This window comes from Stenotrophomonas lactitubi (genome assembly GCF_002803515.1).
Lineage (GTDB): Bacteria > Pseudomonadota > Gammaproteobacteria > Xanthomonadales > Xanthomonadaceae > Stenotrophomonas > Stenotrophomonas lactitubi.
The window spans coordinates 2,534,123-2,559,068 of record NZ_PHQX01000001.1 but is presented as its reverse complement, the minus strand read 5'-3'; the positions used below and the strand labels follow the sequence as shown (position 1 = coordinate 2,559,068).

Here is a 24,946-nt window from a genome sequence, read left to right as displayed (position 1 = left end):
ATGCCAACTGTAGCTGACGCTTTGCCGGTGCAGGCAGTTGCGGTCCTTACCAGATTGACGGAAAGTCCGTGAAGGATCGGCCAACCCTTCTGCAACGCATTGTTGAAAAAGGTATTTTTTGATTGCTCCGGCGGCAAGGGGGCGGCAGCACGGCACGTCCCCGGGCTGTCCGGCACCCCAAGCCGCGCCCGGCTCTGGACGCGAACCGGGTCAGCTTTGGACACGCTACGTCACCCGCTGCGGTGGCGGTGTGTAGGTCGCGGTAGTGGGGTGTGTGGGTCCAGCTTCACGGCGGCGGGCGTCAGGCAGCCGGGGCGGTCACCACAGGTCTTCCAGCTTGCGCGGCTTGCAGGCGACCCACGAGGCGCACAGCATCAGCACCGCGCAGCCGAACAGGAATGCGAAGGGCAGGGTCCAGCCCTCGCTGACGGTATGCAGCCAGCCGACCAGGAACGGGCCCAGGCAGCTGAAGCTGTAGCCCACGCCCTGCATGAAGCCGGACAAGGCGGCCGAGCCGGTGGGGGTGCGCGTACGTAGATTGATCAGGGTCAGCGCCAGCGGGAACGTGGACGGCCCGACGCCCAGCAGGCAGGCCCACAGCAACGGCGCCTTCATCGGCGCGAACAGCAGGCCAGCGAAGGCGATGACGAAAGCGGAAAAGCCGATCAGCACCAGCGGGAACGGGTTCTGCAGGCGGACCGCCAGCGATGGGATCACCAGCGAAGGCAGCAGGCCCAATGCCGAAAACACCGCCACCATCACCCCACCGAAGGCGGGCGTGGCACCGGCTTCGACCACGATGCGCGGCAGCCAGGTGAACATCGAGTAGGTCATCAGCGAAGTCATGCCGAACATCAGCGTCATGCTCCAGCCCAGTGACGTGCGCCAGACCCTGCCGTGCGGCTGCACGGTGGGGTCGTTGCTGTCCAGCACCGGTTTCGGTGCACGGCGCGCCAGCAACAGCCACGGCAGGGTCGCCGCCAGCGCCAGCAGGGCCCACATGCCCAGCGACACCCGCCAGCCTGCGGCGTTGGCCACCGGCACCGCCAGCAGTGCCGGCATCATCGTGCCCAGCTGCAGCACGCTGATGTACAGCGTGCTCATGGTGCCGACCTTGTTGGCGAAGTAGCGCTTCACCAGCGGCGGCACCACCACGTTGCCGATGCCCATGCCGGCCAGTGCGATCACCGAGCCCAGCAGCAGGGTGCCGACATTGCCGGCGCTGGAGCGCAGCAGCAGGCCGGTGGCGGCCATCAGCATGGCCAGCAGGGTGGTGCGCTCAAGGCCCAGGCGTCGTGCCAGTGCAGGGGTGGCGACGCCGAACAGTGCGAACGAGGCGGTCGGCAGCATGCCCAGCACGCCGGTCATGGTGGTGCCGAAGCCGAACTGCTGGCCCAGCACGTCCAGCAGCGGAGTGATCGAGGTGACCGCGGTACGCAGGTTGACCGCTGCCAGCAGGATCGCGGCGAACGCCAGCAGGCGACCGTGCAGCAACGATGGCGAAGGAGAGGTGGGGGACGTCATGCGGTGTTCCTTGCAGGTGGCGCACGCCGCGCAGATGGCGTGCAGCGCCCGCACCGGACGGAGCCGGTGTGGCAGGTGGGGGAGTGGCGGCCATTGTACGTGGCCGGCCGCGTCAGGTCCTCGACCCCGGTGCGGGGCGGCACGTTGCTGACGACGGCGTAGCCGGGTGTCCCGGAGTGCAGGCACAAAAAAACCCGGAGGACACGGATGTCTTCCAGGCTTCTTGGTGACCACCGAAGTGGTCGGGGAGACAGGATTCGAACCTGCGACCTCTACGTCCCGAACGTAGCGCTCTACCAGACTGAGCTACACCCCGAAGGGAGCCGCCTATTCTAGCCATTTCCCCCGATGGCGGCAAGGGGGAAGACCGTTCTGCTTCGCTGCCGTGACAGCGACTCCTGCGGGAACAAAAAAGCCTGGAAGACTTCACCAGGCTTCAATGCGACCACCGAAGTGGTCGGGGAGACAGGATTCGAACCTGCGACCTCTACGTCCCGAACGTAGCGCTCTACCAGACTGAGCTACACCCCGAAGGAGCCGCCAAGAATACGGTGTGAAGGCCGTATCGGCAACCCTTTTTTACAGTTTCAACGCACTTCCTTGTCGGCGCGGGCGCTTTCGCGCGCTTCGAACCACATCCCGTTGAGGATGGCCACGACCGAAGCCAGGCCAGCGCCGAGAATCCAAGCGAAATACCACATGGTCAATCTCCTGTGTGCGAGGGGTGTGCCGACCCTGGGCCGGCACACGGGCAATCAGTACGCGTTGGGGTTGTCGTCCATGTCCTCGACCGTCGTCTTGCCCTTCAGCACGCGGTACACCCAGGTGGTGTAGGCGAGGATGATCGGCAGGAAGATGGCCGTGGCCAGCAGCATGACCCACAGCGTGAGGTGGCTGGACGAACTGTCCCAGACGGTCAGGCTGGAGGTGGGCTGGCTGGAGGACGGCAGCAGGAACGGGAAGATCGCAAAACCGACGGTGAGGATGATGCCGGCAATGGACGCGCCCGAGGCGATGAAGGCCAGGCCGCCACGACGCGCGCGCAGCAGCACCGCACTGGCAAGCGCACCCAGCAGGCCCAGCACCGGGAACACCAGCGTTGCCGGCATGCTGCTGTAGTTGCGCAGCCAGCCACCGGCGGCGGTGCCCAGTTCGGCGGTCTTCAACAGCGGATTGGTCGGTCCGTCGGTCACCACCTGCGAGGTGATCTGGTAGCCCGGCAGGCCGAAGGCCACCCAGGCGCCGGCAGCGGCGAACAACACGAAGCTGATGATGGCGGCGATGCTGCCGTAGCGCGCCGCACGTTCGGCCACCGGGCCGTCGGTCTTGAGCACCAGCATGGCCGCACCGTGCGATACCAGCATGGCCACGCTGATCAGGCCGGCGATGAGCGCGAACGGCGTAAGCAGGCCGAAGAACGAACCGGTGTAGGTCACGCGCAGCGTGTCATCGAAGTGGAACGGCACACCCAGCAGTACGTTGCCCACCGCGACGCCGGCAATCAGGCCCGGCAGCAGGCCACCAACGAACAGCACGCGGTCCCAGTTGTCGCGCCAGCGCTTGGACGGCAGCTTGCTGCGGTACTTGAAGCCGACCGGGCGCAGGATCAGCCCGAACAGCATCGCAAACACCGCCAGGTAGAAGCCGGAGAAGCTGACCGCATACAGCGGCGGCCATGCGGCGAAGATCGCGCCGCCACCCAGCACCAACCAGACCTGGTTGCCTTCCCACACCGGGCCGACGGTGTTGATCACCAGCCGGCGTTCTTCATCGGTCTTTGCCACGAATGGCAGCAGGGTGCCGACGCCCAGGTCGAAACCATCCATGACGGCCCAGCCGACCAGCAGGATGCCGAGCAGCAGCCACCAGATCACGCGGAGCGTGGTGTAATCAAGTGCAATGAATTCCATCTGGATTCTCCTGCCTCAGGCCTGGCCGGGGGCAACGGCATTGGGGGAAACAGGGCGGATGTCGGCCTGCAGCGTCGGCAGGATGTCGTCCGGACCCTTGCGGACCGCCTTCAGCATCAGCTTGATTTCGATGATCAGCAGCACCGTGTACAGGCTGGTGAACACCGCCAGCGTGGTCAGGATTTCATGCAGTGCCAGGCCCGATGCCGCATAGAAGGTGGGCAGCACGCCGTCCACCGCCCACGGCTGGCGACCGTACTCGGCCACGAACCAGCCGCATTCGATCGCGATCCACGGCGCTGGCAGGCTCCACACGGCCAGCTTCAGGAACCAGCGCTTGTCCTGGAAGTTGTTGCGGCACGAGTAGTAGAAGGCCAGCGCGAAGAAGGCGATCAGGTAGAAGCCCAGCCCGGCCATGATGCGGAAGGTCCAGAACAGCGGCGCCACGCGCGGCACGGTATCCATCGCGGCCTTGGAGATTTCCTCCGGCGTCGCGTTGAGGATGTCTTCGCGGTAGCGCTTCAGCAGCAGGCCATGGCCGAGATCCTGCCAATGGCGGTCGAACATTTCCCGGGCTTCGAGGTCGTTCTTGTCCTTCTTCACCCGTTCCAGCGCGCCGTAGGCGATCTGGCCACCACGGATGCGGTGCTCTGCACGGTCGACCAGTTCGAGGATGCCCGGAATCGGCTGGTCCAGCGAACGGGTGGCGATCAGGCCCATCAGGTATGGGATCTTGATCGCGTAATCGTTGGTGTGGGTGTCCTGGTTGGGAATGCCGAAGGCGGTGAAGTCGGCGGGCGCACGCTCGGTCTCCCACATCGCTTCGATCGCGGCCAGCTTCATCTTCTGGTGTTCGCTGGCGGCATAACCACTCTCGTCACCCAGCACCACCACCGACAGCGAGGACAGCAGGCCGAAGGCTGCGGCCACCGCGAACGAACGGCGGGCCATGTCCCTGTGCTTGTTGCGCAGCAGGTACAGGGCGCTGATCGACATCACGAAGATCGCACCGGTCACGTAACCGGCGCTGACGGTGTGCACGAACTTGGCCTGCGCCACCGGGTTCAGCAGCACCGCAGCGAAGTCGACCACTTCCATGCGCATGGTTTCGGGGTTGAACACCGCACCGGTCGGGTTCTGCATCCAGCCGTTGGCGATCAGGATCCACACCGCCGACAGGTTGGTGCCCAGCGCCATCAGCCAGGTCACGGTGAGGTGCTTGACCGGGCTCAGGCGCTTCCAGCCGAAGAAGAACAGGCCGATGAAGGTGGCTTCCAGGAAGAACGCCATCAGGCCTTCGATGGCCAGCGGCGCACCGAAGATGTCACCCACGTAATGGCTGTAGTACGACCAGTTCATGCCGAACTGGAACTCCATCACCAGGCCGGTGGCCACGCCGATGGCGAAGTTGATGCCGAACAGGGTGCCCCAGAACAGGGTCATCTGCCGCCAGACCTGCTTGCGGGTCATGACGTACACGCTTTCCATGATGGCCACCATGAAGGACAGGCCAAGCGTGAGCGGTACGAATAGGAAGTGGTACATCGCGGTCAGAGCGAATTGCAGCCGCGACAGTTCTACGACTGTCTGATCAATCATGGCCTGGCTACCTCGTTGGATAGTGCCGTTGCAGGTGGCGGGAAGGGTGGTCTACGGGGTGAATGATGTGACCGACTACTTCAAACAGCCTTGATCCAGATCAATGTATGAACAGGTATTCAGGAGGATCGTATGCCAACCCGATGAAGACTGCGACCGCCGGCCGCAGGGGAAGGCTGTTGCCTGCGCCTACAATGCCGTCCATCCCCCTGCTGCCTGTGAAGAGCCTTGAGCGCTGCCGAACCGACCGCTGACGCCCCTGATCGGGATGACGAATCGACCCGCTTGCGGCGTGTCCGCACCGCGTGGCTGGCCGATCTGGCCCGCGCCGCGAAGGGACGGCAGCGGCTGGCGTCGCTGTGCATCAGCGTGTCCGGCGCGCTGTTGATCGGTCAGGCCGCCGCCATCGCCTGGCTGGTGCAGCAGGTGCTGGTCGAGCGCGCGCCGTTGGCCCAGGGCCTGCCGGTGCTGGCCGCGCTGGCGGTGATACTTGTCGTGCGCACCCTGCTGGGCGGTGTCACCCAGGCTGCGGCCGGTGACGTTGCCGATGCCGCACGCCTGTCCCTGCGCGAGCGTGTCTTCGCGCGCCTGCTCGGGCATGGCCCGCTGTGGCTGCGGCAGCGCCGCACCGGTGAGCTGGGTGAGCTGATGCTGCATCACGGCGATGCCATCGAGAATTACTACAGTGGTTTTCTGCCGGTACGCACCGAAGTGGTGGTGGTGCCCTTGTTGATCCTGGCCGCTGTGGCCTGGGTCGATTGGGTGGTTGCACTGATCCTGCTGTTCACCGCACCGCTGGTGCCGTTTTTCATGATGCTGGTGGGCTGGGGCGCGGAAGCGGCCGGACGCGCGCAGTTGGGGGAACTGGCGCGGATGAGCGGGCACTTCGCCGATCGCATCAAGGGCCTGGGCCTGCTGCGCCTGTATGGCCGCGGGGAGGCCGAGCTGGCCGGCATCGAGGCTGCGGCCGAGGGCGTTCGCGTGCGCACGATGAAGGTGCTGCGCATCGCCTTCCTGTCGTCCACCGTGCTGGAATTCTTTGCGTCGGTCAGTGTGGCGATGGTCGCGCTGTATCTGGGCCTGAGCTATCTGGGCCTGATGTCGTTGCATGCGACCGTGCCGACGCTGGGGGCTGGCCTGTTCTGCTTGCTGCTGGCACCGGAGTTCTACGCGCCGTTGCGGCGCCTGGCCGCGCACTATCACGACCGTGCCAATGCACTGGCCGCTGCCGCCGAGGTGGAGCGCCTGCTGCAGGTGCTGCCGGAAGACGAGGCCACGATTGCAGAGGATGGCGTGCCGCTGGCACCGGAGCCGGCCGAGGCCGCCTTGCCGCCGCTGCAAGCGCACGGTCTGGTACTGCGTCCGTTGGGCGCTACCCACGACGTGCTGCAGAACCTCGACCTGCAGCTGGAACCGGGCCAGCGTCTGGCCCTGGTCGGCCCCAGTGGCAGCGGCAAGAGCACGTTGCTGGAAGCGCTGGCCGGGTGGCTGCCGCCGCGCGCTGGCCGGGTGCAGCTGCGGCCGGGACTGCAGGTGGCCTATGCCAGCCAGCGTCCCTATCTGTTCCACGGCACTATTGCCGAGAACCTGCGCCTGGCCGATCCCGGTGCCAGTGACGCGCGCCTGCGCGCCGTTGCCGAAGCCGCACAGGTGCTGCAGTTCGCGCAGCGCCTGCCAGAGGGGCTGGATACGCTGATCGGCGAGCGCGGCTTCGGCCTGTCCGGTGGCGAGGCACGTCGCATCGGCCTGGCGCGCCTGCTGCTGCGCGATCCGCAGGTGCTGCTGCTGGATGAGCCGACTGCTTTTCTCGACGCCGAAACCGAAGCGGCGCTGCTGCGCAGCCTGGCTGCGTATGCGCGCGGACGCAGCGTGGTGGTGGCCACCCACAGCCCGGCGGTGATTGCCTGGGCCGACCGCTGCCTGCTGCTGCCAGAAGGACGCCTGGTTGAACCGGCGCAGGCGGTGCGCGCATGAGCCGCTCTTCCGATTCACTGCGCGCGGTGTTCCTGCGCCATCGCCCGCGCCTGCTGCTGGCGGTGCTGCTGCTATGGACCACGATGCTGGCCGGCACCGCGCTGCTGGGCCTGTCCGGCGGCTTCCTGACCGCTGCAGCGCTGGCCGGTGCAGCGGGCCTTGGCCAGGGCTTCAATTTCTTCACTCCATCGGCCGGCATCCGCGGGCTGACCATGGCGCGCATCGCATCGCGCTACTTCGAAAAACTGGTGGGGCATGACGCCACCCTGCGCATCGCCCGCGACCTGCGCGTGTGGTTCTTCCGCCGCGCGCTGCCGCTTGCTCCGGCACGGCTGGGCGCGACCCGCACCGGCGATCTGCTGGCGCGGTTGCTGGGCGACATCGGCGAAATCGACGGCCTGCTGGTGCGTGCCATCGGCCCGTTGCTGGCGCTGGCTGCGTTGACGCTGGTGGGCGTGGGCTCGGCGGCGTTGATCCTGCCATCGGCGGCGCTGCTGCTGGCGGTACTGGGGCTGCTGATCGGTGTCAGCGTGCCGTGGCTGGGCGTGAGGGGACATGACAGCGAAGAGGCCGACCGCGCTGCACATCGAGCGGCGTTGCGCACGGCGGCATTCGAAGGGCTGGAAGGGGCGGCCGATCTGGCCGCGCTGCATGCCGGCAACGCCTGGCAGTTGAAGGTGCGGGTGGCGGCCAAGCAGGTGGCCTCGCGTGATCGTCGTCGACGCCTGCGGCTGATTGCTGCATCAACGCTGCATGGCGTGCTGGCCGGGCTCGGCCTGGTGGCGATGCTGGCGCTGGCGCTGCACGCGGCCGAACAGCAGCGGATCGCACCGGAAATGGCCGCCGGCCTGGTGTTCCTGACGGTGGCGATGATCGAGCTGTGGGCGGGCATGGGCCTGGCCTGGCAGTCGCTGCAATCGGGCCGCATTGCGGCCGCGCGTCTGCAGTCCATCGTCGAGCAACCGCCTTCGGTGGAAGAGCCTGCATCGCCGCAGCCACTGGCGCCGGCCGCGACCGTGCATTGGGACGACGTGCACTTCCAGTGGCCGGGCGCCGCACGGCCGGTCCTGTGTGGCCTGCAGCTGACGCTGGCACCGGGCGAGCGCATCGCCATCCGGGGCGACAGCGGCAGCGGCAAGACCACGTTGTCCAGCCTGCTGCTGCGTCTGTGGGATCCGCAGCGCGGACGGCTGACCTACGGCGGCCAGGACCTGCGCGATGTCGCCCAGGCCGACTGGCACCGGCATCTGGCATGGCTGCCGCAGAACGCACCGGTATTTGCCGGCAGCGTGGCCGAAAACCTGCGACTGGGCGATCCCGAGGCCAGCGACGAAACGTTGTGGTCGGTGCTGCAACGGGTACGGCTGGGCGAATGGGCCGAGCGCAACGGCGGCCTGCAGGCCTGGGTGGGCGAGAACGGCGCAACGATGTCGGCCGGCCAGGCGCGGCGCCTGGCGCTGGCCCGCGCGCTGCTGCGCAATGCGCCGATCCTGCTGGTGGATGAGCCCACCGAAGGCCTGGACGTGGATACCGCGCGCGCACTGCTGCAGGACCTGCCGGCGCTGTTGGAAGGACGCAGCCTGTTGATGATCACCCACGATGACCTGCCCGCAGGTGTGGTGGATGTGCAGTACCGGTTGCGCGATGGGGTATTGGTTCGCGAACCGCTTCGGTAGATGCCGACCTTGGTCGGCATATCCACGCGTGGCGTGGATCTACAGGGCGGCTACCGCGAAAATTCGCGCAGCATCACCGCGATCGAGGCCACGTTGGCCAGCACGCACAGCCAGAACACCCACTGGAACTGCATCTTGCGATGTTTGTGGCGGAACACCGCCTGGCCGAGCAGGGCACCAGGCCAGCCGCCAGCAAATGCCAGCAGCTGCAGCGTGCGTTCCGGCGTCCGCTGCTGTTTTCGCTGCGCTGCCCGCTTGTCGTGTCCATACAAGCCGAACGACACCGCGCTGGTCAGCGCGCACCACGCGCCCAGCCACAGTGGAAACACGTCGGTTGCGGTCAAGCCGATCAACGCACCGCACGCGGCCAGTGCGAGATTGCGCCGCCACACCATTACAGTTCGTCGAGGAAGCCGCGCACGGCCGGGCCGAAACGTTCGAAGTCGACCAGGAACGCGTCATGGCCCTGCGGTGATTCCAGGCCGATGAAACGCGCATCCGCGCCGCCAGCGCGCAGGCCATCGGCGACCTGTTGCTGCTGCTGTACCGGGAACAGGATGTCGGTGTTCGCGCCGATCGCCAGCGCCTTGTCGACGCGGATACTGGCCAGTCCGGCCAGCACATCGCCATCGCCATATTCGGCCAGGTCGAACCAGTCCATCGAGCGGCTCAAGTACAGATAGCAGTTCGGATCGAAGAAGCGCACGAACCGGCGCGCATGTCCTTCCAGATAGCTTTCGACCTGGAATTCCAGACCGAACGGGTCGTCGTCGGCCTGGTCTGAATCCAGCCGTACGCGACCGAAGCGGCCATCCCATTCCAGCGCCGAGCGGTAGGTGATCACGCCCAGCTTGCGTGCCATGCGCATGCCCGATTCCGGGTATGCCTCATTGTCGTAGTGGCCACCGTTCCAGCGCGGATCCAGGCGGATGGCTTCGCGCTGCAGCGAACGGATCGCGATGGAGAAGGGCAATGCCTGCGCGCTGCCGGAAATGTTGATATGGCTGCGGGCGATGCCCGGATGCAGCAGCAACACCGCCAGCGCCGTCATCCCACCCATTGAATTGCCGATCACGCAGGCGAGCTGTTCGATGCCCAATGCGCGCACCACGTCGATCGCCGCGCGTGCGCCGTCCTCGATCGACAGTTCCGGGAAATCCAGGCGATACAGTTCGCCGCTGGCTGGATTGATCGATGCAGGGCCGGTGGAGCCCTTGCAGCTGCCCAGCGAGTTCACGCAGACCACGAACCAGCGGTCTGTATCGATCGGCTTGCCGGGGCCGATCATGGCTTCCCACCAGCCTGGCGCAGGATTGGCTTCGTTGGCCGCCGCATGTGCGTCGGGCGACAGGCCGGTGACGATCAGGATCGCGTTGCCGGCGTCTGCGTCCAGCGCACCCCAGATCTCGTAGGCCACGCGCGCACCGTGCAGGGCGCCACCACGTTTGCACGGAAAGGGCGAGGGCAGGGCATGGAAGCGGGTGCCGGGCGGAATGAATTCGGTCATGTAGGCATTCTAGCGGGGCGGCATGTGCAGCTGGCGACACGCTGGTTTCCATGGGCGGGCTGAGCGTGGATCCGCCGGGCATGGCCCGGCGCTACCCTCGCACACCACCGGTAGCGCCGGGCCATGCCCGGCGAGCGCAGCGGCGCGGGTACATTACGGGAACCGCAGCTCGACCATGCCGTCATGCGGCAGGCTGACCTTGACCGGCGCGGTCTGCAGGTCGTCTTCGCTGCGGTTGGCGCTGCCGCTGCGCGAAATGCGCGCCAGTACTTCCACTTCGCGATGCGCCGACAAGGGTGCGGTCGGCATCGGGCTGTCGCCGTCGCCGAGGCTCACCGTTGCGGGGAAGCCGGCGAGGGGCAGCTTGCGTGCAGCCACCGGCATCGGCGGGCCGCCCACGGCACGCGCCAGCACGAACACCTGGGTGCTGGCCGGCCAGTCACCCGTTTTCAGCGATGCGGGCAGGTGCACCCGCACCTGCAGCAGCGGCGGTGCCGCTGCCGGTGTGTCCGACGGCTGGCCAGCCGCCTCTCGGGCGATGGCGATCTGCGCCTGCAGCGCCTGCGCCGCGCCCGGTTCCAGGCGAGGCAGCAGCGTGCTCCAGAGGTCGGCAGCCTCGGCGTTGCGGCCACGCTGACGCAGCGCGATGCCGAGCAACCAGCTGGCGCGCTCGGCATCGGGCGACAAGGTATGCGCACGCTGCAGCCATGCCAGCGCGGTGTCATCGAACTGCTTGCCCGGATCGGCCTGCGCGCGTGCCTGCGCGGCCTCGACCAGCACGCCCGGTTCGTCCGGTGCCAGTGCTGCGGCGCGGTTGAAGGCATCGGCTGCAGCGGCGGCATTGCCGAGTTCGGCCTGCGAACGGCCCAGCAGTGCCCAGCCATCGGCGCGTTGCGGGTCACGCTGCAACGCCTGCTGCAGTGTCTCTACGCCGTCGCGCAGGGTGGCCACCGAAGGCGCGGGTTGCACCTGTGCAGCGCGTGGATTGCCGACCAGCAGATACAGGCAGGCGCCGGCTACACCGAGCGCCACCACCCCCAGCACGAAGCTGCGGCGGCCTTGCTGGCGCAGCGGCCAGAGCACTACTGCCGCCAACAGCGCAGCGGCCACTGCGGCGACCATCGGCAACCAGTGCGTCACCAGTCCTCTCCCTCGGTTGGGTTCACCGCAGCGGATGCATCCATCTGCCGGCTGCGACGACGGACGATGCCCATCACCACCAGCGCGCCGCCACCCAGTACCAGCAGCGGACCGCCCCACAACAGCCAGGTGCCGGGTTGCAGCGGCGGTTGATACAGCACGAACTCGCCGTAGCGGGCGACCAGGAACTGCTTGATGGCCGCATCGTCGAGGCCCTGCTGCATCAACTGCAGCACTTCACGGCGCAGGTCCTGGGCGATCTGCGCATTGGAATCGGCCAATGACTGGTTCTGGCACTGCACGCAGCGCAGCTGCGCGGCCAGGTCGTGGAAGCGCGCTTCCTCGGCCGCATCGCGGAACACCAGCGGCCGCGCATCATGCACCGGTTGTTGGGCGAGGCCGGCGTTCGGCAGCGCCAGGGTCATCGCCAGCAGCAGCGGCAGCAGCCAGCGCATGTGCTTACGGCGAGGCGTGCAGGGTGTTGCCGGCATCGCCTTGGGCCTTTTCAAGCTTCTCCAGCGCCGGAATCAATTTTTCGTCGACTACCTGCTGGGTCATCGCACCGCTGTACTTCCAGCGCACGATGCCACTGCCATCGACCAGGAAGGTTTCGGGTGCGGCCGTCACGCCCCAGTCGATGGCGGTGCGGCCTTCGATGTCGCTCAGCACGACCATGAACGGGTTGCCCAGCTGTTCCAGCCAGTGCAGCGCGTCGGTGGGTTCATCCTTCCAGTTGTAGCCGATCACGCGTACGCGCTTGCTCTCGGCGAAGCGGGTCAGCACCGGATGTTCTTCCCGGCAGGCCGCACACCAGCTGCCCCAGACGTTGAGCAGGTAGGGCGCGCCACGCAGTTCCTCGCTGCGCACGATCATCTGCGGGTCATGCAGCACCGGCAGCGCGAACGCCGGCGCCGGCTTGTCGATCAGTGCCGAAGGCAGCACATCGCGCTGCGGATCGCCCGATTTCATCACCCCGTAGATCATCAGGCCAAGCAGGCCGAAGAAGAACAGGACGCCAATCACGATGGCTACCGGCGGCAGCGGGCGGGAAGGGCGTGGGGCGGGTGACTCGGACATGGGGAACTCCTACGGACGACGAAAGCGGCGATCGGCGGCGGCGATGAATCCGCCCAGGGCCATCAACAGCGCGCCCAGCCAGATCCAGCGCACGAAGGGCTTGATGTGCACCCGTACCGCCCACGCATTGTTGCCCAGCGGCTCGCCCAATGCCACGTAGACATCACCGCTGAGGCGTGCATCGATGCCGGCTTCGGTCATCACCTGACCGCCGCTGGCGTACTGGCGCTTCTCCGGATGCAGCAGGGCCAGTTCGCGACCATCGCGCAGCACCCGCAGATGGCCGCGATCAGCGATGAAATTGGGGCCTTCGCGGTGGTCCACGCCCTCGAAGCGCACCTCGTGGCCGGCGACCACCACCTGCTGGCCGGGTGACAGCGCCACTTCGCGCTGCACGTTCAGTGCTTCCACCAGCAGCGCGCCGGCCAGGAACACCGCGACACCGGCATGGGCGACGATCATGCCAAGCATCTCGGCAGTGAAGCGGCCATTGCCACGCAGGCGCTGCCAGACGAAACGGGCGGTGCCCAGGCCGACCCAGGCTGCGGCCGCGACGCCGATGCCGGCTTTCCAGCCATTCTGCGGCGCCTGCCACCAGGCCCAGGCGCCGAGCAGCACGGCCAGGCCCGCCCATGGCAGCAGCAATGCCAGTGCGCGCGAGGGTTGGTCGCGCTGCCACTTCACCAGCGGACCGAACGGCAGCAGCATCACCATCGGTGCCATCAACAGCAGGAACAGGCTGCCGAAGTACGGTGGACCCACCGAAATCTTGCCCAGCGACAGCGCATCGGCCAGCAGCGGGTAGAGCGTGCCGAGCAGGACCATCGCGCAGGCGCTGGCCAGCAGCAGGTTGTTGGCCAGCAGCAGGGTTTCGCGCGAGGTCGCGGTGAAGCCGCGGCGCGGATCGCCGGCATCCACGGCCAGCCGTGGCGCACGCAGCGCATACAGCAGCAGGCTGCCACCCACCAGCACCGACAGGAAGATCAGGATGAACAGCCCACGCGAGGGATCGGCGGCGAACGAATGCACGCTGGTCAGCACGCCGGAGCGGACCAGGAAGGTGCCCAGCAGCGACAGCGCGAACGCCGCGATGGCCAGCAGCAGCGTCCAGCTGCCGAAGGTGCCGCGCTTTTCGGTCACCGCCTGCGAATGGATCAGCGCCGCGCCAACCAGCCATGGCATGAAGCTGGCGTTCTCGACCGGATCCCAGAACCACCAGCCGCCCCAGCCCAGCTCGTAGTACGCCCACCAGCTGCCCAGTGCGATGCCCAGCGTCAGGAAGCCCCAGGCCACGTTGGTCCAGGGTCGCGTCCAGCGTTGCCAGCGTGCGTCGACGCGGCCTTCCAGCAACGCCGCCACGGCGAAGGCGAAGGGCACCGCAAAGCCGACGTAGCCCAGGTACAGCATCGGCGGATGGATGATCAGCCCCGGGTCCTGCAGCAGCGGGTTGAGGTCACGGCCTTCCAGTGGCACCGGGTTCAAGCGCAGGAATGGATTGGAGGTGAAGATCAGGAAGGCGAGGAAGCCGACACTGACCACGCCCATCACCGCCAGCACGCGCGCCTGCACCGGTGCCGGCAGATGCCGCGAGAACAGCGCCAGCGCGCCGGTCCACAGCGCCAGCACCAGCGCCCACATCAGCAGCGAGCCTTCGTGCGCCCCCCACACCGCCGAATAGCGGTAGATCAGCGGCAGCAGTGAATTGGAGTTTTCGGCGACGTAGCGCACCGAGAAGTCCTGCTGCACGAAGGCCGCCGTCAGTACGGCGAATGCGCCGGCCAGCAGCACCAGCTGGGCAAAGGCTGCCGGGCGGGCAATGGACATCCATGCGTCGTTGCCGCGCTGCGCACCGACCAGCGGCAGCACTGCCTGCAGCAGCGAGGCCAGCAACGCGCAGAGCAGGAGGATCTGACCGAATTCGGGAAGCACTCAGCGCACCTCGGGCGCCGTGACCGGCACATCATGCTTGCGATGGGCCTGGCCCATCTTGTCGGCCACTTCCTTGGGCACGTACTTTTCATCGTGCTTGGCCAGTACCTCGTCGGCGACGAACGTACCGCCCTGCAGGCGACCACTTGCGACCACGGCAGTGCCTTCGGCGAACATGTCCGGCAGGATCCGCGAGGTGGATACCGGCAACTGCGCATCGCCGTCGGTGACCTTGAAGTGCGCTTCCAACGAGCCGAGCGGGCGGTTGAAGGAACCCTTCACCACCATGCCGCCGAGGCGGAACCGGGTCTGTGCATCGACATCGCCGCGCAGTACTTCCGAGGGTGTGTACAGGTAGGCGATGTTGCGTTCCAGCGCCATCGCCACCAGCGCGGTGGCCAGCCCTGAGGCGAGCAGGGCCAGCAGCACCCAGACCAGACGGCGGCGTTGGACCGGCGTCATCGCTCCAGCTCCGCCGACAGCGCAGGCGCGGCGACCTGCTGTGCGGCCTGACGGGCCTGCTGCCGCTGCTGGCGCGACTGCGCCTGGCGGCGTGCCGCGCGCAGGCGCAGCCACGACCCAAGGGCATCGGCGCCGAGCACCAGCACGAACACGGCGTAGGCGCCGATCACGAAGGGCAGGTGAGTCATGGCCGCGATTCCTCCACCTCGGTTGCCCGGGCATCGACGCGGTCGCCAACCCAGGCCTTGCCGGCTTCGCGGTACAGGTTGTCGGCGCGTGCCTTGGCCAGCAGCGAACCACAGAACCAGAGTTTGGTGGCGATCACCATCCACCACAGCGGAGCAATCAGCTCGGTACGGATGGCCGATTCACCGAACACGCTGATCGACTGGCGCTGGTGCAGGCCACCCCACCAGTCCACCGAGTAACGGATCACCGGCAACAGGCTGACGCCGACGATGGCCAGCAGGCCGGCGGCACGCGCGGCACTGCGGCGGTCTTCGATGGCGTGGTAAAGCCCGATCACGCCCAGATACAGGAACAGCAGCACCAGCTCACTGGTCATGCGCGGGTCCCAGTCCCACCACGTGCCCCAGGTGCCTTTGCCCCAGATGCTGCCGGTCACCAGGGTGATCAGGGTGAAACCGGCGCCCATCGGCGCGCACGCCATGGCCAGGATCTCGCAGATCTTGATCCGCCAGATCAGTGCGATGGCGGCATACAGCGCCATCAGCGCGAACACGAACAGGCTCATCCAGGCGCTGGGCACGTGGATGTAGAGGATGCGGAAGCTGTCCAGCTGGCGGGCTTCCGGCGGCACCACCAGCAGCGCCTGCCACATGCCGACCAGCAGCACCGGTACCGCGGCGATGTAGAACAGTCGCGACCAGCGGGCAGCGAAACGATCGAACGTGGGAGGCGAGCCGAGTTGATGGAACCAGCGGACAATCGGATTCATGCGTGGCGGCTATCCAGCAGGGGTGGATTGGCTCTCAGCTCGGTCAACTCAGAGAAATACGAATCGCAGCAGCGGTCGCCAGCGGTGCCAGCACCAGGGCGATCACCAGTCCAGCGCCCAGCATCAGCAGCGCACCGACCGGATCCTGTCCGCGGCTGGCTGCCGCCAGGCTGCCGGCACCGAAGACAAGCACCGGTACGTACAGCGGCAACGACAGCAACGCCACGAGAATACCAGAGCGCCGGATGCCCACGGTCAGTGCAGCGACCACGCCACCGATCAGGCTCAACAACGGTGTTCCCAACAGCAACGATGCCAGCAACATCGGCAGCTGGTCATGCGGCAGATGCAGCATTTCCGCCAGCAGCGGGCTCAGCAGGATCAACGGCAGGGCGGTGGTCGCCCAATGCAGCAGCACGCGCACCAGCACCAGCCACGCCAGTGGCACCGGCGCCAGCAGCCATTGTTCGAGTGAACCGTCTTCGGCATCGGAGCGGAACAGCGAATCCAGCGCCAGCTGCCCGGCCAGCAGCACCGCCAACCACAGCACCGCACCGGCGGTGGCAGCCAGCGGCTGCGGATCCCGGCCCTGGGCGAGGGCGAACAGCACCACCACCAGCAGGGCGAACAGCAGCGGCTGCAGTGCATCGCCGCGACGGCGCCAGAGCAGGCGCAGGTCGCGCGCCACCAGGGCGCGGGCGGTCTGCCATAGGCCCGGTTCAGTGCCCGGCGCGATCATGCTTCACCGCCCAGATCGAGCTGGCGGGTGCGTACCGGCGGTGCGGCATAGGCGCCATGGGTGGTGACCAGGGCGGCGCCGCCGCTGCGCAGGTGTGCGGAAATCATCCGGTTGACCAGGTTGATGCCTTCCAGGTCGAGGTTGGCATAGGGTTCGTCGAGCAGCCACAGCGGTGCTGGCGACAGCCAGATGCGGGCCAGTGCCAGGCGCCGTTTCTGTCCGGCCGACAGGTGCCGCACCAGGGTGTCCTCGTAGCCGGCCAGGCCGACGATGGCCAGCGCATTGCCCGGCATCTGCCGTGCGCGGCGACCGTGCAGGCCACACAGGAAATGCAGGTTCTCCAGCGTGTCCAGGTCCGGCTTCAGCGCCGGCAGGTGGCTGAGGTAGGCGACATAGCGCGCACGCTCGGCGTTGCTGGCCGGCTTGCCGTCGATCAACACCTGGCCCGCGCCCGGGCGCGCCAGGCCCGACAGCACGCGCAGCAGGGTGGTCTTGCCGGCACCGTTGCCGCCCTGCACCAGCAGCGCTTCGCCGGCATCCACGTGGAAGTCCAGCGGGCCGAACACCGGCTCGTCATTGCGGGAGAAGCTCAGGCCGCTGGCAGCCAGCAATGCAGGGGTGTTCAAGGCGCAGGGGTCTTCATGCAGGAGTGCGGCGGCAATTGTAGCGGTGAAACCGCATCAGGTAGTGCCGGCCGCTGGCCGGCAGCTCTGCCAGGCGCCGGTGTGGCATGTGCAAAGAGCCGCCGGGTATGACCCGGCGCTACCGTCGGCGCCGCAGGCCGGGTCGGGATTTCGTACACTTCCAGCCCTTGTTTCCCCACAGCCCAGGCCGATGCAACCGAACACCAAGCTGCCCAAGGTCGGTACCACGATCTTCACCGTGATGTCCCAGCTCGCCGCCGAACATGGCGCGGTCAACCTCGGCCAGGGGTTCCCGGATTTCTCCGCGCCGCAGCGGCTGATCGACGAAACCAGCAAGGCGATGGCCGCCGGCCTGAACCAGTACCCGCCGATGACCGGCGTGGCGCCGCTGCGCCAGGCCATCGCACAGAAGTCGCTGGACCTGTACGGCGCGCAGATCGATCCGGACACCGAGATCACCGTCACCAGCGGCGCCACCGAGGCGATCTTCAACGCCATCCACGCCGTGGTGCGTGCCGGTGAGGAAGTGATCGTGCTCGACCCGGCCTACGACTGCTACGAACCGGCGATCGAACTGGCCGGTGCTACGGCGGTGCATGTGCCGCTGGACCCGCAGACCTTCGCGGTGGACTGGGACCGCGTGCGTGCGGCGATCACCCCGCGCACCCGCCTGCTGATGGTCAACACCCCGCACAACCCGTCCGGCGCGATGCTGGACGAAGCGGACATGCAGGCCTTGGCCGACGTGCTGCGCGGCACGCAGATCTACCTGATTTCCGATGAGGTGTACGAGCACATCATCTACGACGGCCGCCGTCATGAATCGGCACTGCGCTACCCTGAGCTGCGCGAGCGCACCTTCGTCATCTCCAGCTTCGGCAAGACCTACCACTGCACTGGCTGGAAGATCGGCTACGCGGTGGCGCCGCAGGCGATGACCGCCGAATTCCGCAAGGTGCACCAGTACAACACCTTCACCAGTTTCGGCCCGGCGCAGTACGGTTTTGCCGCGATGATCCGCGACGAACCGCAGCACCATCTGGAACTGGGCGCGTTCTATGAAGCCAAGCGCGACCGCTTCCGCGAGCAGCTGGCCGGTACCCGCCTGAAGGCGCTGCCGGTGCCGGGCGGCTACTTCCAGCTGGTCGATTATTCGGCCATCAGTGACCTGCCGGACCACGAGTTCGTGAAGTGGCTGACCATCGAGAAGGGCGTCACCGCCATCCCGCTGTCGCCGTTCTACGAAACCGCGCCGGCCGGCCAGCGCCTGGTGCGCCTGTGCTTCGCCAAGAACGAGGCCACCCTGGACGCGGCGATCGAACGCCTGCGCCTGCTGTGAGCGGAGTAGACGGCATGCAGGACCTGCGCATTTCCCTCGTGCAAGGCGACACCCGCTGGCACGACCCGGCCGGTAACCGCGCCTACTACGGTGCGCTGCTGGCGCCGCTGGCCGGGACCACCGATCTGGTCATCCTGCCGGAGACCTTCACCAGTGGCTTTTCCAACGAAGCCATCGCCCAGGCCGAAGGCATGGACGGCCCGACCGTGGCCTGGGTGCGCGAACAGGCCAAGGCCTTGAACGCGGCGGTGATCGGCAGCGTGCAGCTGCGCGATGGCGAGGGTGTCTACAACCGCCTGCTGTTCGCCACCCCCGACGGTGGCCTGCAGTACTACGACAAGCGCCATCTGTTCCGTTACGGCGGCGAGCACGAGCGCTATGCCGCCGGCCGCGACCGCCTGTGCGTGGAATGGAAGGGCTGGCGGATCAATCCGCAGGTCTGCTACGACCTGCGTTTCCCGGTGTTCTGCCGCAACCGCTACAACGTCGAGCGTGTTGAACAGCTGGACTTCGATCTGCAGATCTTCGTCGCCAACTGGCCGTCGGCGCGCGCCTATGCGTGGAAGACCCTGTTGCGCGCGCGGGCGATCGAGAACCTGTGCTTCGTCGCTGCGGTCAACCGCGTAGGCGTGGACGGCAACCAGCTGCACTACGCAGGTGACAGCGCAGTCATCGACTTCCTCGGCCAGCCGCAGGTGGAGATCCGCGAACGGGAACAGGTGGTGACTACCACCATCTCGGCCGAAGCGCTGGCCTCGCACCGTGCACGCTTCCCGGCGATGCTCGATGCCGATGCCTTCCATCTGGATGTGCAGGCCTGATACGGCGGCTGAACGCCTGCCGCCTCACCGCGCGCGCCTGCATCCAACGTGCACGCGTGCGCTGCTAGATTCGCCCACATTCCGACCGATGTGGACGTTCTGCCGATGAATACCAAGCCCTTTGCCCTGCTGCTGGCGCTGGCCGCCGCCTCCCTGGCCCCGACCGCGCAGGCCGGTGGCAACCTCGATTGCCAGCTGCGCTACAACCTGTCGGGCTGGTCGCTGATCTACAAGACCGCCTCGGGCAACGGCACCATCCACTGCACCAACGGTTCCAGCATGCCGGTGCGGATCCAGCTGAAGGGCGGCGGCCTGACTGTCGGCAAGTCGAAGATCACCGATGGCCGTGGCAGCTTCACCGGCGCCAGCAGCGTCGGCGAGCTGCTGGGCACCTACGCCTCGGTAGGCGCGCACGCGGGTGCAGTGAAGTCCAGCAACGCGCAGGTGATGACCAAGGGCGATATCTCGCTGGCACTGTCCGGCACCGGCAAGGGCTGGGACCTGGGTGTGGACGGCGCGGCGTTCACCATCAGCCGGCGTTGAGCCGGGCCGGCGCGGCTCCTTCCCAGCTGATGCGGATGTAATGCTGCTCGGCATCGCTGGGCAGTCGTTCGACCTCGAAGCCATTCTTCTGCAACTGCGCGACGACGCCCTCGACGAGCCGCTCGCTGGCCAAAGCCTGGCTGAAGCCGAACACGATGTAGCGGCGGCCATTTTCCGACCCCGCCTGGATCGATGTGTCGAGATCGCGGTAGTACTGGTCGACAGGACGCGTAGCGGCATCTGCGTTGGCGCGGGCCTGTTCGGCGGTGATGGTGATCATGGGCATCTGCCTCGTTGGGGAGAGTGCGCACGATAGCCAGTGCATAGGGGGCGATTCCGGAAGCAGCGCACAGCGCATGGCCTTTGCAATAATTCCTAGGCCACAACGGCGCGCGGCCGCTGCAGCCAAAGTGCAAGCAGCCCGCATGCGATGAGCGTCGGTGCCAGCAGCTGCAGTGCACCGACCACGGCCATCGCCACGCCGATCAACAGGTAATAGAGCAGGCCGAACAGCGCGCCTGCGCTGCCGAGGCAATGCGGATAGCCGCGCAGGGCCTGGCCGAGCACATTGGGAATGGCCAGGCCGAAGCCGGTCACCACCGGCACCATCGCCACGACCAGAGCGGGTCGATCATGCAGCAGTACAGCCAACAGGCCACCGGCCAGCACCAGCCCCGCGGCGAGTTGGATGCGGGTGGTGGCGCACGCGCCTGCGCGTAGCAGGCGGCCATTGCCCCAGGCGCCCAGCGCCGAACCCAGCGCCAGCAGCGCTCCGCTGGCACCGAACCAGGCCAGCGGCCAGTGCAGTCGCTCGAACACGAAGGGCCCCAGGGCGTACCAGCTGTACATGGCCACGTTGAATGCCATCACCAGCAGCGCCTGTGACCAGATCCAGCGGTCGCAGAGCAGTTGCCGCAGCAGTGGCAGCAGAGGGGTGTGCCCGACGTTGGCAGGGCGGCTCTCGTGCAGGCCGGATGTGCATCCAAGCATCAGCAGCAGGGCAATCAGCAGCAGGCCTGCCTGCACGCCGGCATAGCCATGGGTGGCAACCAGCAACGTCCCCAGTGCCAGCCCGATCGCCGGGCTCAATGCCAGCGCCATGCCGATCCACGAGAACGCCTGCGCCAAGGCCGGCCCCTGCAGGTGATCGCGCAGTACTGTCTGCGTCACCACCGAGGCCGTCGCCGCGCCCAGCGCGGCCAGTGCCTGGGCCAGCAGGACCTGGCCGAACGTGCTGGCCAGCAGGCCTCCGCAGGCCGCCAGTGCGAACACGGCCAGGCCGCCGAGCAGGGCTGGGCGGCGGCCGATACGGTCGGCCAGCCATCCCCACAGCGCGACACCGGCGGCGAAACCGAACAGGTAAAGGCTCATCGCCTGGCTGGCGGCGCCCGGGGGCAGCGCGAAGCGCCCGGCGAGATCGGCCAGGGCGGGGCTGTACAGGGTCTGGGCCAGCTGCGGGAACATCAGCAGCGCGATGGTGAGCAGCAACAGGCGACGCGACATGCGGGCGCTCCGGAATCGGGGCCGCGCATTGTGGTGGCCGGCGCATTGGCGCAATCTGTCGGTCCTGACAGAAAGTGTAGGAAATCGGACATGGCCTGGCTGCAGCCGGATGCGCACTTCGATGCCGATGCCTGGGACGCGCCGGTGCTGGGCATTGCCTCGTCGCTGGCTGATCACGATTCGGGCTGGCATCAGCACGCACGTGCGCAGCTGCTGTACACGCGACAGGGCTGCACGCGGCTGACTTTTGGTGACCGCATCAGTCTGCTGCCGCCGTCGCGCGCGGCGTGGATCCCTGGCGGCCTGCGCCATCGGGCGCAGATGCGCCAGGCGGTGGACTACCGCTCGCTGTACTTCGATACCACGCTGTCGACACAGCTGCCGCAGCAGCCGGCAATCATCGGGGTGGGGCCCTTGCTGCAGGCGCTGCTGGAGCCGATCGCGCAGGCACCGTTCGATCACGACTGGCAGGCGCCACGTGCGCACCATCAGCTCGCGCTGTGCTTGCTGGAGATCGCCGCCGCACCGGTAGCGCCGATGGACCTGCCATTGCCGCACGATCCACGCATCGCACGTTGCCTGCCGCTGGCCGAACACCTGCCGCCCGAACTGGGGGAGCTGGCCGCACGCACGGGCTTGAGCGTGCGCACCGTGGGCCGGCTGATGCAGCGCGACACCGGCATGGGCTACCAGGCCTGGCGCCAGCAATGGCGCCTGATGCGGGCGATGGAACTGCTGCTGCTTGGCCATCGCGTCGCACACGTCGCGCAGGACACCGGCTTCTCGGCAGAGAGCCCGTTCATTGCCTTCTTCCGCAGCATGGCTGGCACCACACCCGCCGCCTTCCAGCGCCACGCAAAAGGGGACGGAGGGGATTAAGTCGCTTTCGCCCGTTCGACACACAGTCTGGCAAAAACGACTTGATCCCCTCCGTCCCCTGTTTAAAGAAAAACCCCGGCCGGAGCCGGGGTTTTTCATGTGTCAGCAGTGCGGTCGATCAGCCGCCGCGCGGGCCGCTGCGACGCGGGCCACCCGGGCCACGGTTGCCGCCGGGGCCACCCGGGCCGCGGTTGCCACCCGGGCCGCCGGGACCACGGTTGCCACCGGGGCCACCCGGACCGCGATTGCCGCCCGGACCACCCGGACCACGGTTACCACCCGGACGTGCATTCGCATTGCCGCCCGGACGACCGTTGCCGGCCGGACGCGAGGTGCCGTACGGACTGAAGCCGGGATTGGCGTGGTCGGACGGGAAGCTGGGGGCATTGCCCGGATGGCCGTACGGATGCTTGTTGCCCTGGCCCTGCGAGCGGTTGCCCGCACCGGCCGGACGACCCTGGCCACCGGCGCCACCGGCGCCACCACGTCCTTCACCACCGTAGCCACCGCGACCTTCACCGCCGTAGCCGCCACGACCCTGACCACCACCGGCGCCTGCGCCCGGGCCCTTCGGCTTGCCGTACGGACGGCCCTGGCCGCCTGCACCTGCACCTGCGCCCGGACCACGCGCGCCGGGGCCACGTGCGCCCGGACCGGCATTGCGGTGGCCGCTCGGGCCGGTGCTGACGCCATCAGGCACGTACCAGGTACGGAATGCGGCCGGGTTGCCTTCCGGCAGCGAGCGGTCGTTCTTCGGCGCGCGCTGCTTGAACGGGCGCTGCGCCTGCTTGGCTGCGGCTTCGCCGCTGACCGTCAGGCCGCCCTTGAAACCGCCGCCACCCTTGCCGCCGCGACCGCGGCCGCGGTCTTCGCGGACGTTGTCGAAGCGACGCAGTTCGCGACCTTCATCAGCGGTGTTGTGACCGTTGACGTAGGCGTTGCCGCGGCCACCTTCGCGCACGCGCACGGTGGTCTTGGCGGCACGACGCTGGCCGATCACCGGCTGCAGGGTCAGGGCCGACGGCGCGCCTTCTTCCAGCTTCAGTTCGGCGCGCAGCGCTTCGACCTGGCTGCCCGGCAGTTCGACGGACTGGCCGCGGGCCAGTTCGCGCGGCAGGCTGACCTTGCCGTAGCGGGTGCGCTTGAGGCGGCTGACCTGGCAGCCCTGCGATTCCCACAGGCGGCGCACTTCGCGGTTGCGGCCTTCCTTCACCACGACGCGGAACCAGTCGTGCGAATCGGTACCGCCGATGCGTTCGATCTCATCGAACTTGGCCGGGCCATCTTCCAGCGCGACACCACGGGTGAGGCGGTCGACGACGGCGTCAGGCACCTTGTCCTCGCCTTCCGGGGCACGCACGCGCACCACGTACTCGCGCTCCACCTCGAACGAGGGGTGCATCATGGCGTTGGCCAGCTCACCGTCGGTGGTCGCCAGCAGCAGGCCGGTGGTGTTGATGTCCAGGCGGCCGACGGCGATCCAGCGGGCACCCTTCAGCGCCGGCAGGGATTCGAACACGGTCGGGCGACCTTCGGGGTCTTCGCGGGTGGTCACTTCGCCTTCCGGCTTGTTGTAGACCAGCACGCGCGAGGGCTCGGCCAGCGCGGTGGCGACGAAGCCGCGACCGTCGAGCTCGATCTTGTCGCCGCTCTTGACCGACATGCCGGTCTGCGCGACTTCACCGTTGACCTTGACCAGGCCTTCAGCGATGCGCTGTTCCAGCGCACGACGCGAGCCGAGGCCGGCCTGGGCCAGGACCTTGTGCAGGCGTTCTTCCAGCTTGAACTGTTCGGACGTGGCTTCGCGCTTGAGCGAAAGCTTGTTCAACGAGGGCTTGCGGGGGGTGTCACTCATCAGTTTTGCTCCGGCCGACGGTTTCGAGGTCGGCCTCTGGTTCGGAATCGGCTTGGTCAACAGCCACGGTCGTCTTCGCGACGGCGTTGTCTTCGCGTTCGTTCACTGTCACCGCGCGCTCGCCCGGCGCGGAATCGGGGTGCCCATCATCGGAGGGCGAAGGTGCTTGCTCATCGTCGGCCGCCGCAGGAAGTGCGTCGGCAGAATCGGGGGTGTCGCCAGCGGTGATGCCGGCGTCGTCATTTGCAGCGGTATCCGGGTCGGCGCTCACGTCCGGGCCGTCGGCACTGGCGGCGAGGGGGGCGTCGCGATCCAGCGCCAGTTGCGGTTCCAGGTCGCCCAGGTCCTTCAGCTCGGAAAGGGGCGGCAGTTCGTCCAGGCGTTTCAGCCCGAAGTAGTCCAGGAAGCCCTTGGTGGTGCCGAACAGGGCGGGCTTGCCGGGTACGTCGCGGTGGCCGACCACGCGGATCCACTCGCGCTCTTCCAGTGCCTGGATGATGTTACTGCTGACCGCCACGCCGCGCACCTGCTCGATCTCGCCACGGGTGATCGGTTGCCGGTAGGCGATCAGTGCCAGCGTTTCCAGGGTGGCGCGGGTGTAGCGGGTCTTGCGTTCGGTCCACAGCCGGCTGATCCAGCCATGTACTTCGGCAGTCACCTGGTAGCGGAAGCCGGAGGCGACCTCCACCAGTTCCACGCCACGGTCCTGGCAGCTCTCGCGCAGCCGTTCCAGCGCACGTTCGATGCTGCCCGGCGGCGCCGGCTCATCTTCCGGGAACAGGTCCTTCAGCTGGGCCAGGGTGAGCGGCTGGCTGGAGGCCAGCAGCGCACCTTCGACAATGCGGTTGATCAGCGTTTGATCCATCG

The 24,946-nt window shown here is 67.4% G+C and carries 25 protein-coding genes and 2 tRNA genes; 6 read left to right on the top strand and 21 right to left on the bottom strand.

What is annotated here, in order from left to right:
• Positions 1 to 318: 318 nt before the first annotated feature.
• From CR156_RS12040 to CR156_RS12015, 6 genes are all read right to left on the bottom strand, one after another.
• Complete coding sequence (locus CR156_RS12040) at positions 319 to 1,524, bottom strand: CynX/NimT family MFS transporter (protein WP_100553029.1); 1,206 nt, start codon at positions 1,522 to 1,524, stop codon at positions 319 to 321.
• A gap of 239 nt (positions 1,525 to 1,763) precedes the next feature.
• Positions 1,764 to 1,840: transfer RNA gene (locus CR156_RS12035), tRNA-Pro, on the bottom strand.
• A gap of 138 nt (positions 1,841 to 1,978) precedes the next feature.
• Positions 1,979 to 2,055 (bottom strand) — tRNA-Pro (locus CR156_RS12030).
• A gap of 56 nt (positions 2,056 to 2,111) precedes the next feature.
• Positions 2,112 to 2,225 (bottom strand): cytochrome bd-I oxidase subunit CydX, encoded by a 114-nt coding sequence (gene cydX / locus CR156_RS12025; protein ID WP_025876452.1) that lies wholly within the window; start codon positions 2,223 to 2,225, stop codon positions 2,112 to 2,114.
• 54 nt (positions 2,226 to 2,279) lie between these two features.
• Positions 2,280 to 3,434, bottom strand: a complete 1,155-nt coding sequence (gene cydB / locus CR156_RS12020) for a cytochrome d ubiquinol oxidase subunit II (RefSeq protein ID WP_088101726.1) — start codon at positions 3,432 to 3,434, stop codon at positions 2,280 to 2,282.
• Positions 3,435 to 3,449: 15 nt separating this feature from the next.
• Positions 3,450 to 5,033 carry a cytochrome ubiquinol oxidase subunit I gene (locus CR156_RS12015; RefSeq protein ID WP_099821188.1) on the bottom strand — a complete coding sequence of 528 codons (1,584 nt, stop codon included), beginning with the start codon at positions 5,031 to 5,033 and terminating at the stop codon, positions 3,450 to 3,452.
• A gap of 228 nt (positions 5,034 to 5,261) precedes the next feature.
• On the opposite strand from CR156_RS12015, the gene cydD reads away from it, so the two are divergent.
• Together cydD and cydC are read left to right on the top strand one after the other, a co-directional pair.
• The gene (cydD, locus tag CR156_RS12010) at positions 5,262 to 7,007 is read left to right on the top strand and encodes a thiol reductant ABC exporter subunit CydD (protein WP_100553028.1); all 1,746 of its coding nucleotides are present in this window, start codon (positions 5,262 to 5,264) and stop codon (positions 7,005 to 7,007) included.
• Entirely contained in the window at positions 7,004 to 8,683 is a 1,680-nt protein-coding gene (gene cydC / locus CR156_RS12005) for a thiol reductant ABC exporter subunit CydC (RefSeq protein WP_100553027.1), read from the top strand. Before cydD ends, cydC begins: the two co-directional genes overlap by 4 nt.
• 50 nt (positions 8,684 to 8,733) lie before the next feature.
• On the opposite strand, the gene CR156_RS12000 is transcribed toward cydC, so the two are convergent.
• The 11 genes from CR156_RS12000 to ccmA all read right to left on the bottom strand — a co-directional run bounded on the left by CR156_RS12000 (position 8,734) and on the right by ccmA (position 17,106).
• Positions 8,734 to 9,078 carry a DUF1294 domain-containing protein gene (locus CR156_RS12000; protein WP_100553026.1) on the bottom strand — a complete coding sequence of 115 codons (345 nt, stop codon included), beginning with the start codon at positions 9,076 to 9,078 and terminating at the stop codon, positions 8,734 to 8,736.
• Positions 9,078 to 10,190 (bottom strand): homoserine O-acetyltransferase MetX, encoded by a 1,113-nt coding sequence (metX, locus tag CR156_RS11995; protein WP_100553025.1) that lies wholly within the window; start codon positions 10,188 to 10,190, stop codon positions 9,078 to 9,080. Before metX ends, CR156_RS12000 begins: the two co-directional genes overlap by 1 nt.
• Positions 10,191 to 10,343: 153 nt before the next feature.
• Positions 10,344 to 11,333: a tetratricopeptide repeat protein gene (locus CR156_RS11990; RefSeq protein ID WP_100554155.1), complete on the bottom strand. Its 990-nt coding sequence runs from the start codon at positions 11,331 to 11,333 to the stop codon at positions 10,344 to 10,346.
• Entirely contained in the window at positions 11,327 to 11,785 is a 459-nt protein-coding gene (locus CR156_RS11985) for a cytochrome c-type biogenesis protein (protein ID WP_100554154.1), read from the bottom strand. Before CR156_RS11985 ends, CR156_RS11990 begins: the two co-directional genes overlap by 7 nt.
• A gap of 4 nt (positions 11,786 to 11,789) precedes the next feature.
• On the bottom strand, positions 11,790 to 12,407 hold the full coding sequence (locus tag CR156_RS11980; protein WP_025876469.1) for a DsbE family thiol:disulfide interchange protein: 618 nt from the start codon (positions 12,405 to 12,407) through the stop codon (positions 11,790 to 11,792).
• A gap of 9 nt (positions 12,408 to 12,416) precedes the next feature.
• Positions 12,417 to 14,336 carry a heme lyase CcmF/NrfE family subunit gene (locus tag CR156_RS11975; RefSeq protein WP_100553024.1) on the bottom strand — a complete coding sequence of 640 codons (1,920 nt, stop codon included), beginning with the start codon at positions 14,334 to 14,336 and terminating at the stop codon, positions 12,417 to 12,419.
• Complete coding sequence (ccmE, locus tag CR156_RS11970; RefSeq protein ID WP_100553023.1) at positions 14,337 to 14,798, bottom strand: cytochrome c maturation protein CcmE; 462 nt, start codon at positions 14,796 to 14,798, stop codon at positions 14,337 to 14,339.
• Positions 14,795 to 14,986, bottom strand: coding sequence for a heme exporter protein CcmD (gene ccmD / locus CR156_RS11965; RefSeq protein WP_100553022.1), 192 nt, complete (start codon positions 14,984 to 14,986; stop codon positions 14,795 to 14,797). The genes ccmE and ccmD overlap by 4 nt, the downstream gene beginning before the upstream one ends.
• Positions 14,983 to 15,756, bottom strand: coding sequence for a heme ABC transporter permease CcmC (gene ccmC, locus CR156_RS11960; protein WP_100460624.1), 774 nt, complete (start codon positions 15,754 to 15,756; stop codon positions 14,983 to 14,985). Before ccmC ends, ccmD begins: the two co-directional genes overlap by 4 nt.
• Positions 15,757 to 15,799: 43 nt before the next feature.
• Complete coding sequence (gene ccmB / locus CR156_RS11955; RefSeq protein WP_100553021.1) at positions 15,800 to 16,495, bottom strand: heme exporter protein CcmB; 696 nt, start codon at positions 16,493 to 16,495, stop codon at positions 15,800 to 15,802.
• Positions 16,492 to 17,106 carry a heme ABC exporter ATP-binding protein CcmA gene (gene ccmA / locus CR156_RS11950; protein WP_409349571.1) on the bottom strand — a complete coding sequence of 205 codons (615 nt, stop codon included), beginning with the start codon at positions 17,104 to 17,106 and terminating at the stop codon, positions 16,492 to 16,494. The genes ccmB and ccmA overlap by 4 nt, the downstream gene beginning before the upstream one ends.
• A gap of 223 nt (positions 17,107 to 17,329) precedes the next feature.
• Between ccmA and CR156_RS11945 the strand changes: the two genes are divergently transcribed.
• The 3 genes from CR156_RS11945 to CR156_RS11935 all read left to right on the top strand — a co-directional run bounded on the left by CR156_RS11945 (position 17,330) and on the right by CR156_RS11935 (position 19,842).
• On the top strand, positions 17,330 to 18,478 hold the full coding sequence (locus CR156_RS11945) for a pyridoxal phosphate-dependent aminotransferase (RefSeq protein WP_100553019.1): 1,149 nt from the start codon (positions 17,330 to 17,332) through the stop codon (positions 18,476 to 18,478).
• 14 nt (positions 18,479 to 18,492) lie between these two features.
• A complete protein-coding gene (locus CR156_RS11940; protein ID WP_100553018.1) occupies positions 18,493 to 19,299 on the top strand; it encodes an amidohydrolase in 807 nt (268 codons plus the stop codon).
• Between the two features lie 105 nt (positions 19,300 to 19,404).
• Positions 19,405 to 19,842: a hypothetical protein gene (locus tag CR156_RS11935; RefSeq protein ID WP_025876484.1), complete on the top strand. Its 438-nt coding sequence runs from the start codon at positions 19,405 to 19,407 to the stop codon at positions 19,840 to 19,842.
• On the opposite strand, the gene CR156_RS11930 is transcribed toward CR156_RS11935, so the two are convergent.
• Complete coding sequence (locus CR156_RS11930; protein WP_100460594.1) at positions 19,829 to 20,122, bottom strand: hypothetical protein; 294 nt, start codon at positions 20,120 to 20,122, stop codon at positions 19,829 to 19,831. The genes CR156_RS11935 and CR156_RS11930 overlap by 14 nt on opposite strands.
• Before the next feature lie 95 nt (positions 20,123 to 20,217).
• Complete coding sequence (locus tag CR156_RS11925) at positions 20,218 to 21,345, bottom strand: MFS transporter (RefSeq protein ID WP_100553017.1); 1,128 nt, start codon at positions 21,343 to 21,345, stop codon at positions 20,218 to 20,220.
• A 90-nt stretch (positions 21,346 to 21,435) separates the two neighbouring features.
• Here CR156_RS11925 and CR156_RS11920 point away from each other — a divergent pair, with 90 nt between their 5' ends.
• The gene (locus tag CR156_RS11920; RefSeq protein WP_100553016.1) at positions 21,436 to 22,224 is read left to right on the top strand and encodes an AraC family transcriptional regulator; all 789 of its coding nucleotides are present in this window, start codon (positions 21,436 to 21,438) and stop codon (positions 22,222 to 22,224) included.
• 118 nt (positions 22,225 to 22,342) lie between these two features.
• Here the strand turns inward: CR156_RS11920 and CR156_RS11915 are convergent, their stop codons facing one another.
• Positions 22,343 to 24,079 (bottom strand): pseudouridine synthase, encoded by a 1,737-nt coding sequence (locus CR156_RS11915; protein ID WP_100553015.1) that lies wholly within the window; start codon positions 24,077 to 24,079, stop codon positions 22,343 to 22,345.
• Positions 24,072 to 24,944 (bottom strand): SMC-Scp complex subunit ScpB, encoded by an 873-nt coding sequence (scpB, locus tag CR156_RS11910; protein WP_100553014.1) that lies wholly within the window; start codon positions 24,942 to 24,944, stop codon positions 24,072 to 24,074. Before scpB ends, CR156_RS11915 begins: the two co-directional genes overlap by 8 nt.
• Positions 24,945 to 24,946: the final 2 nt, after the last annotated feature.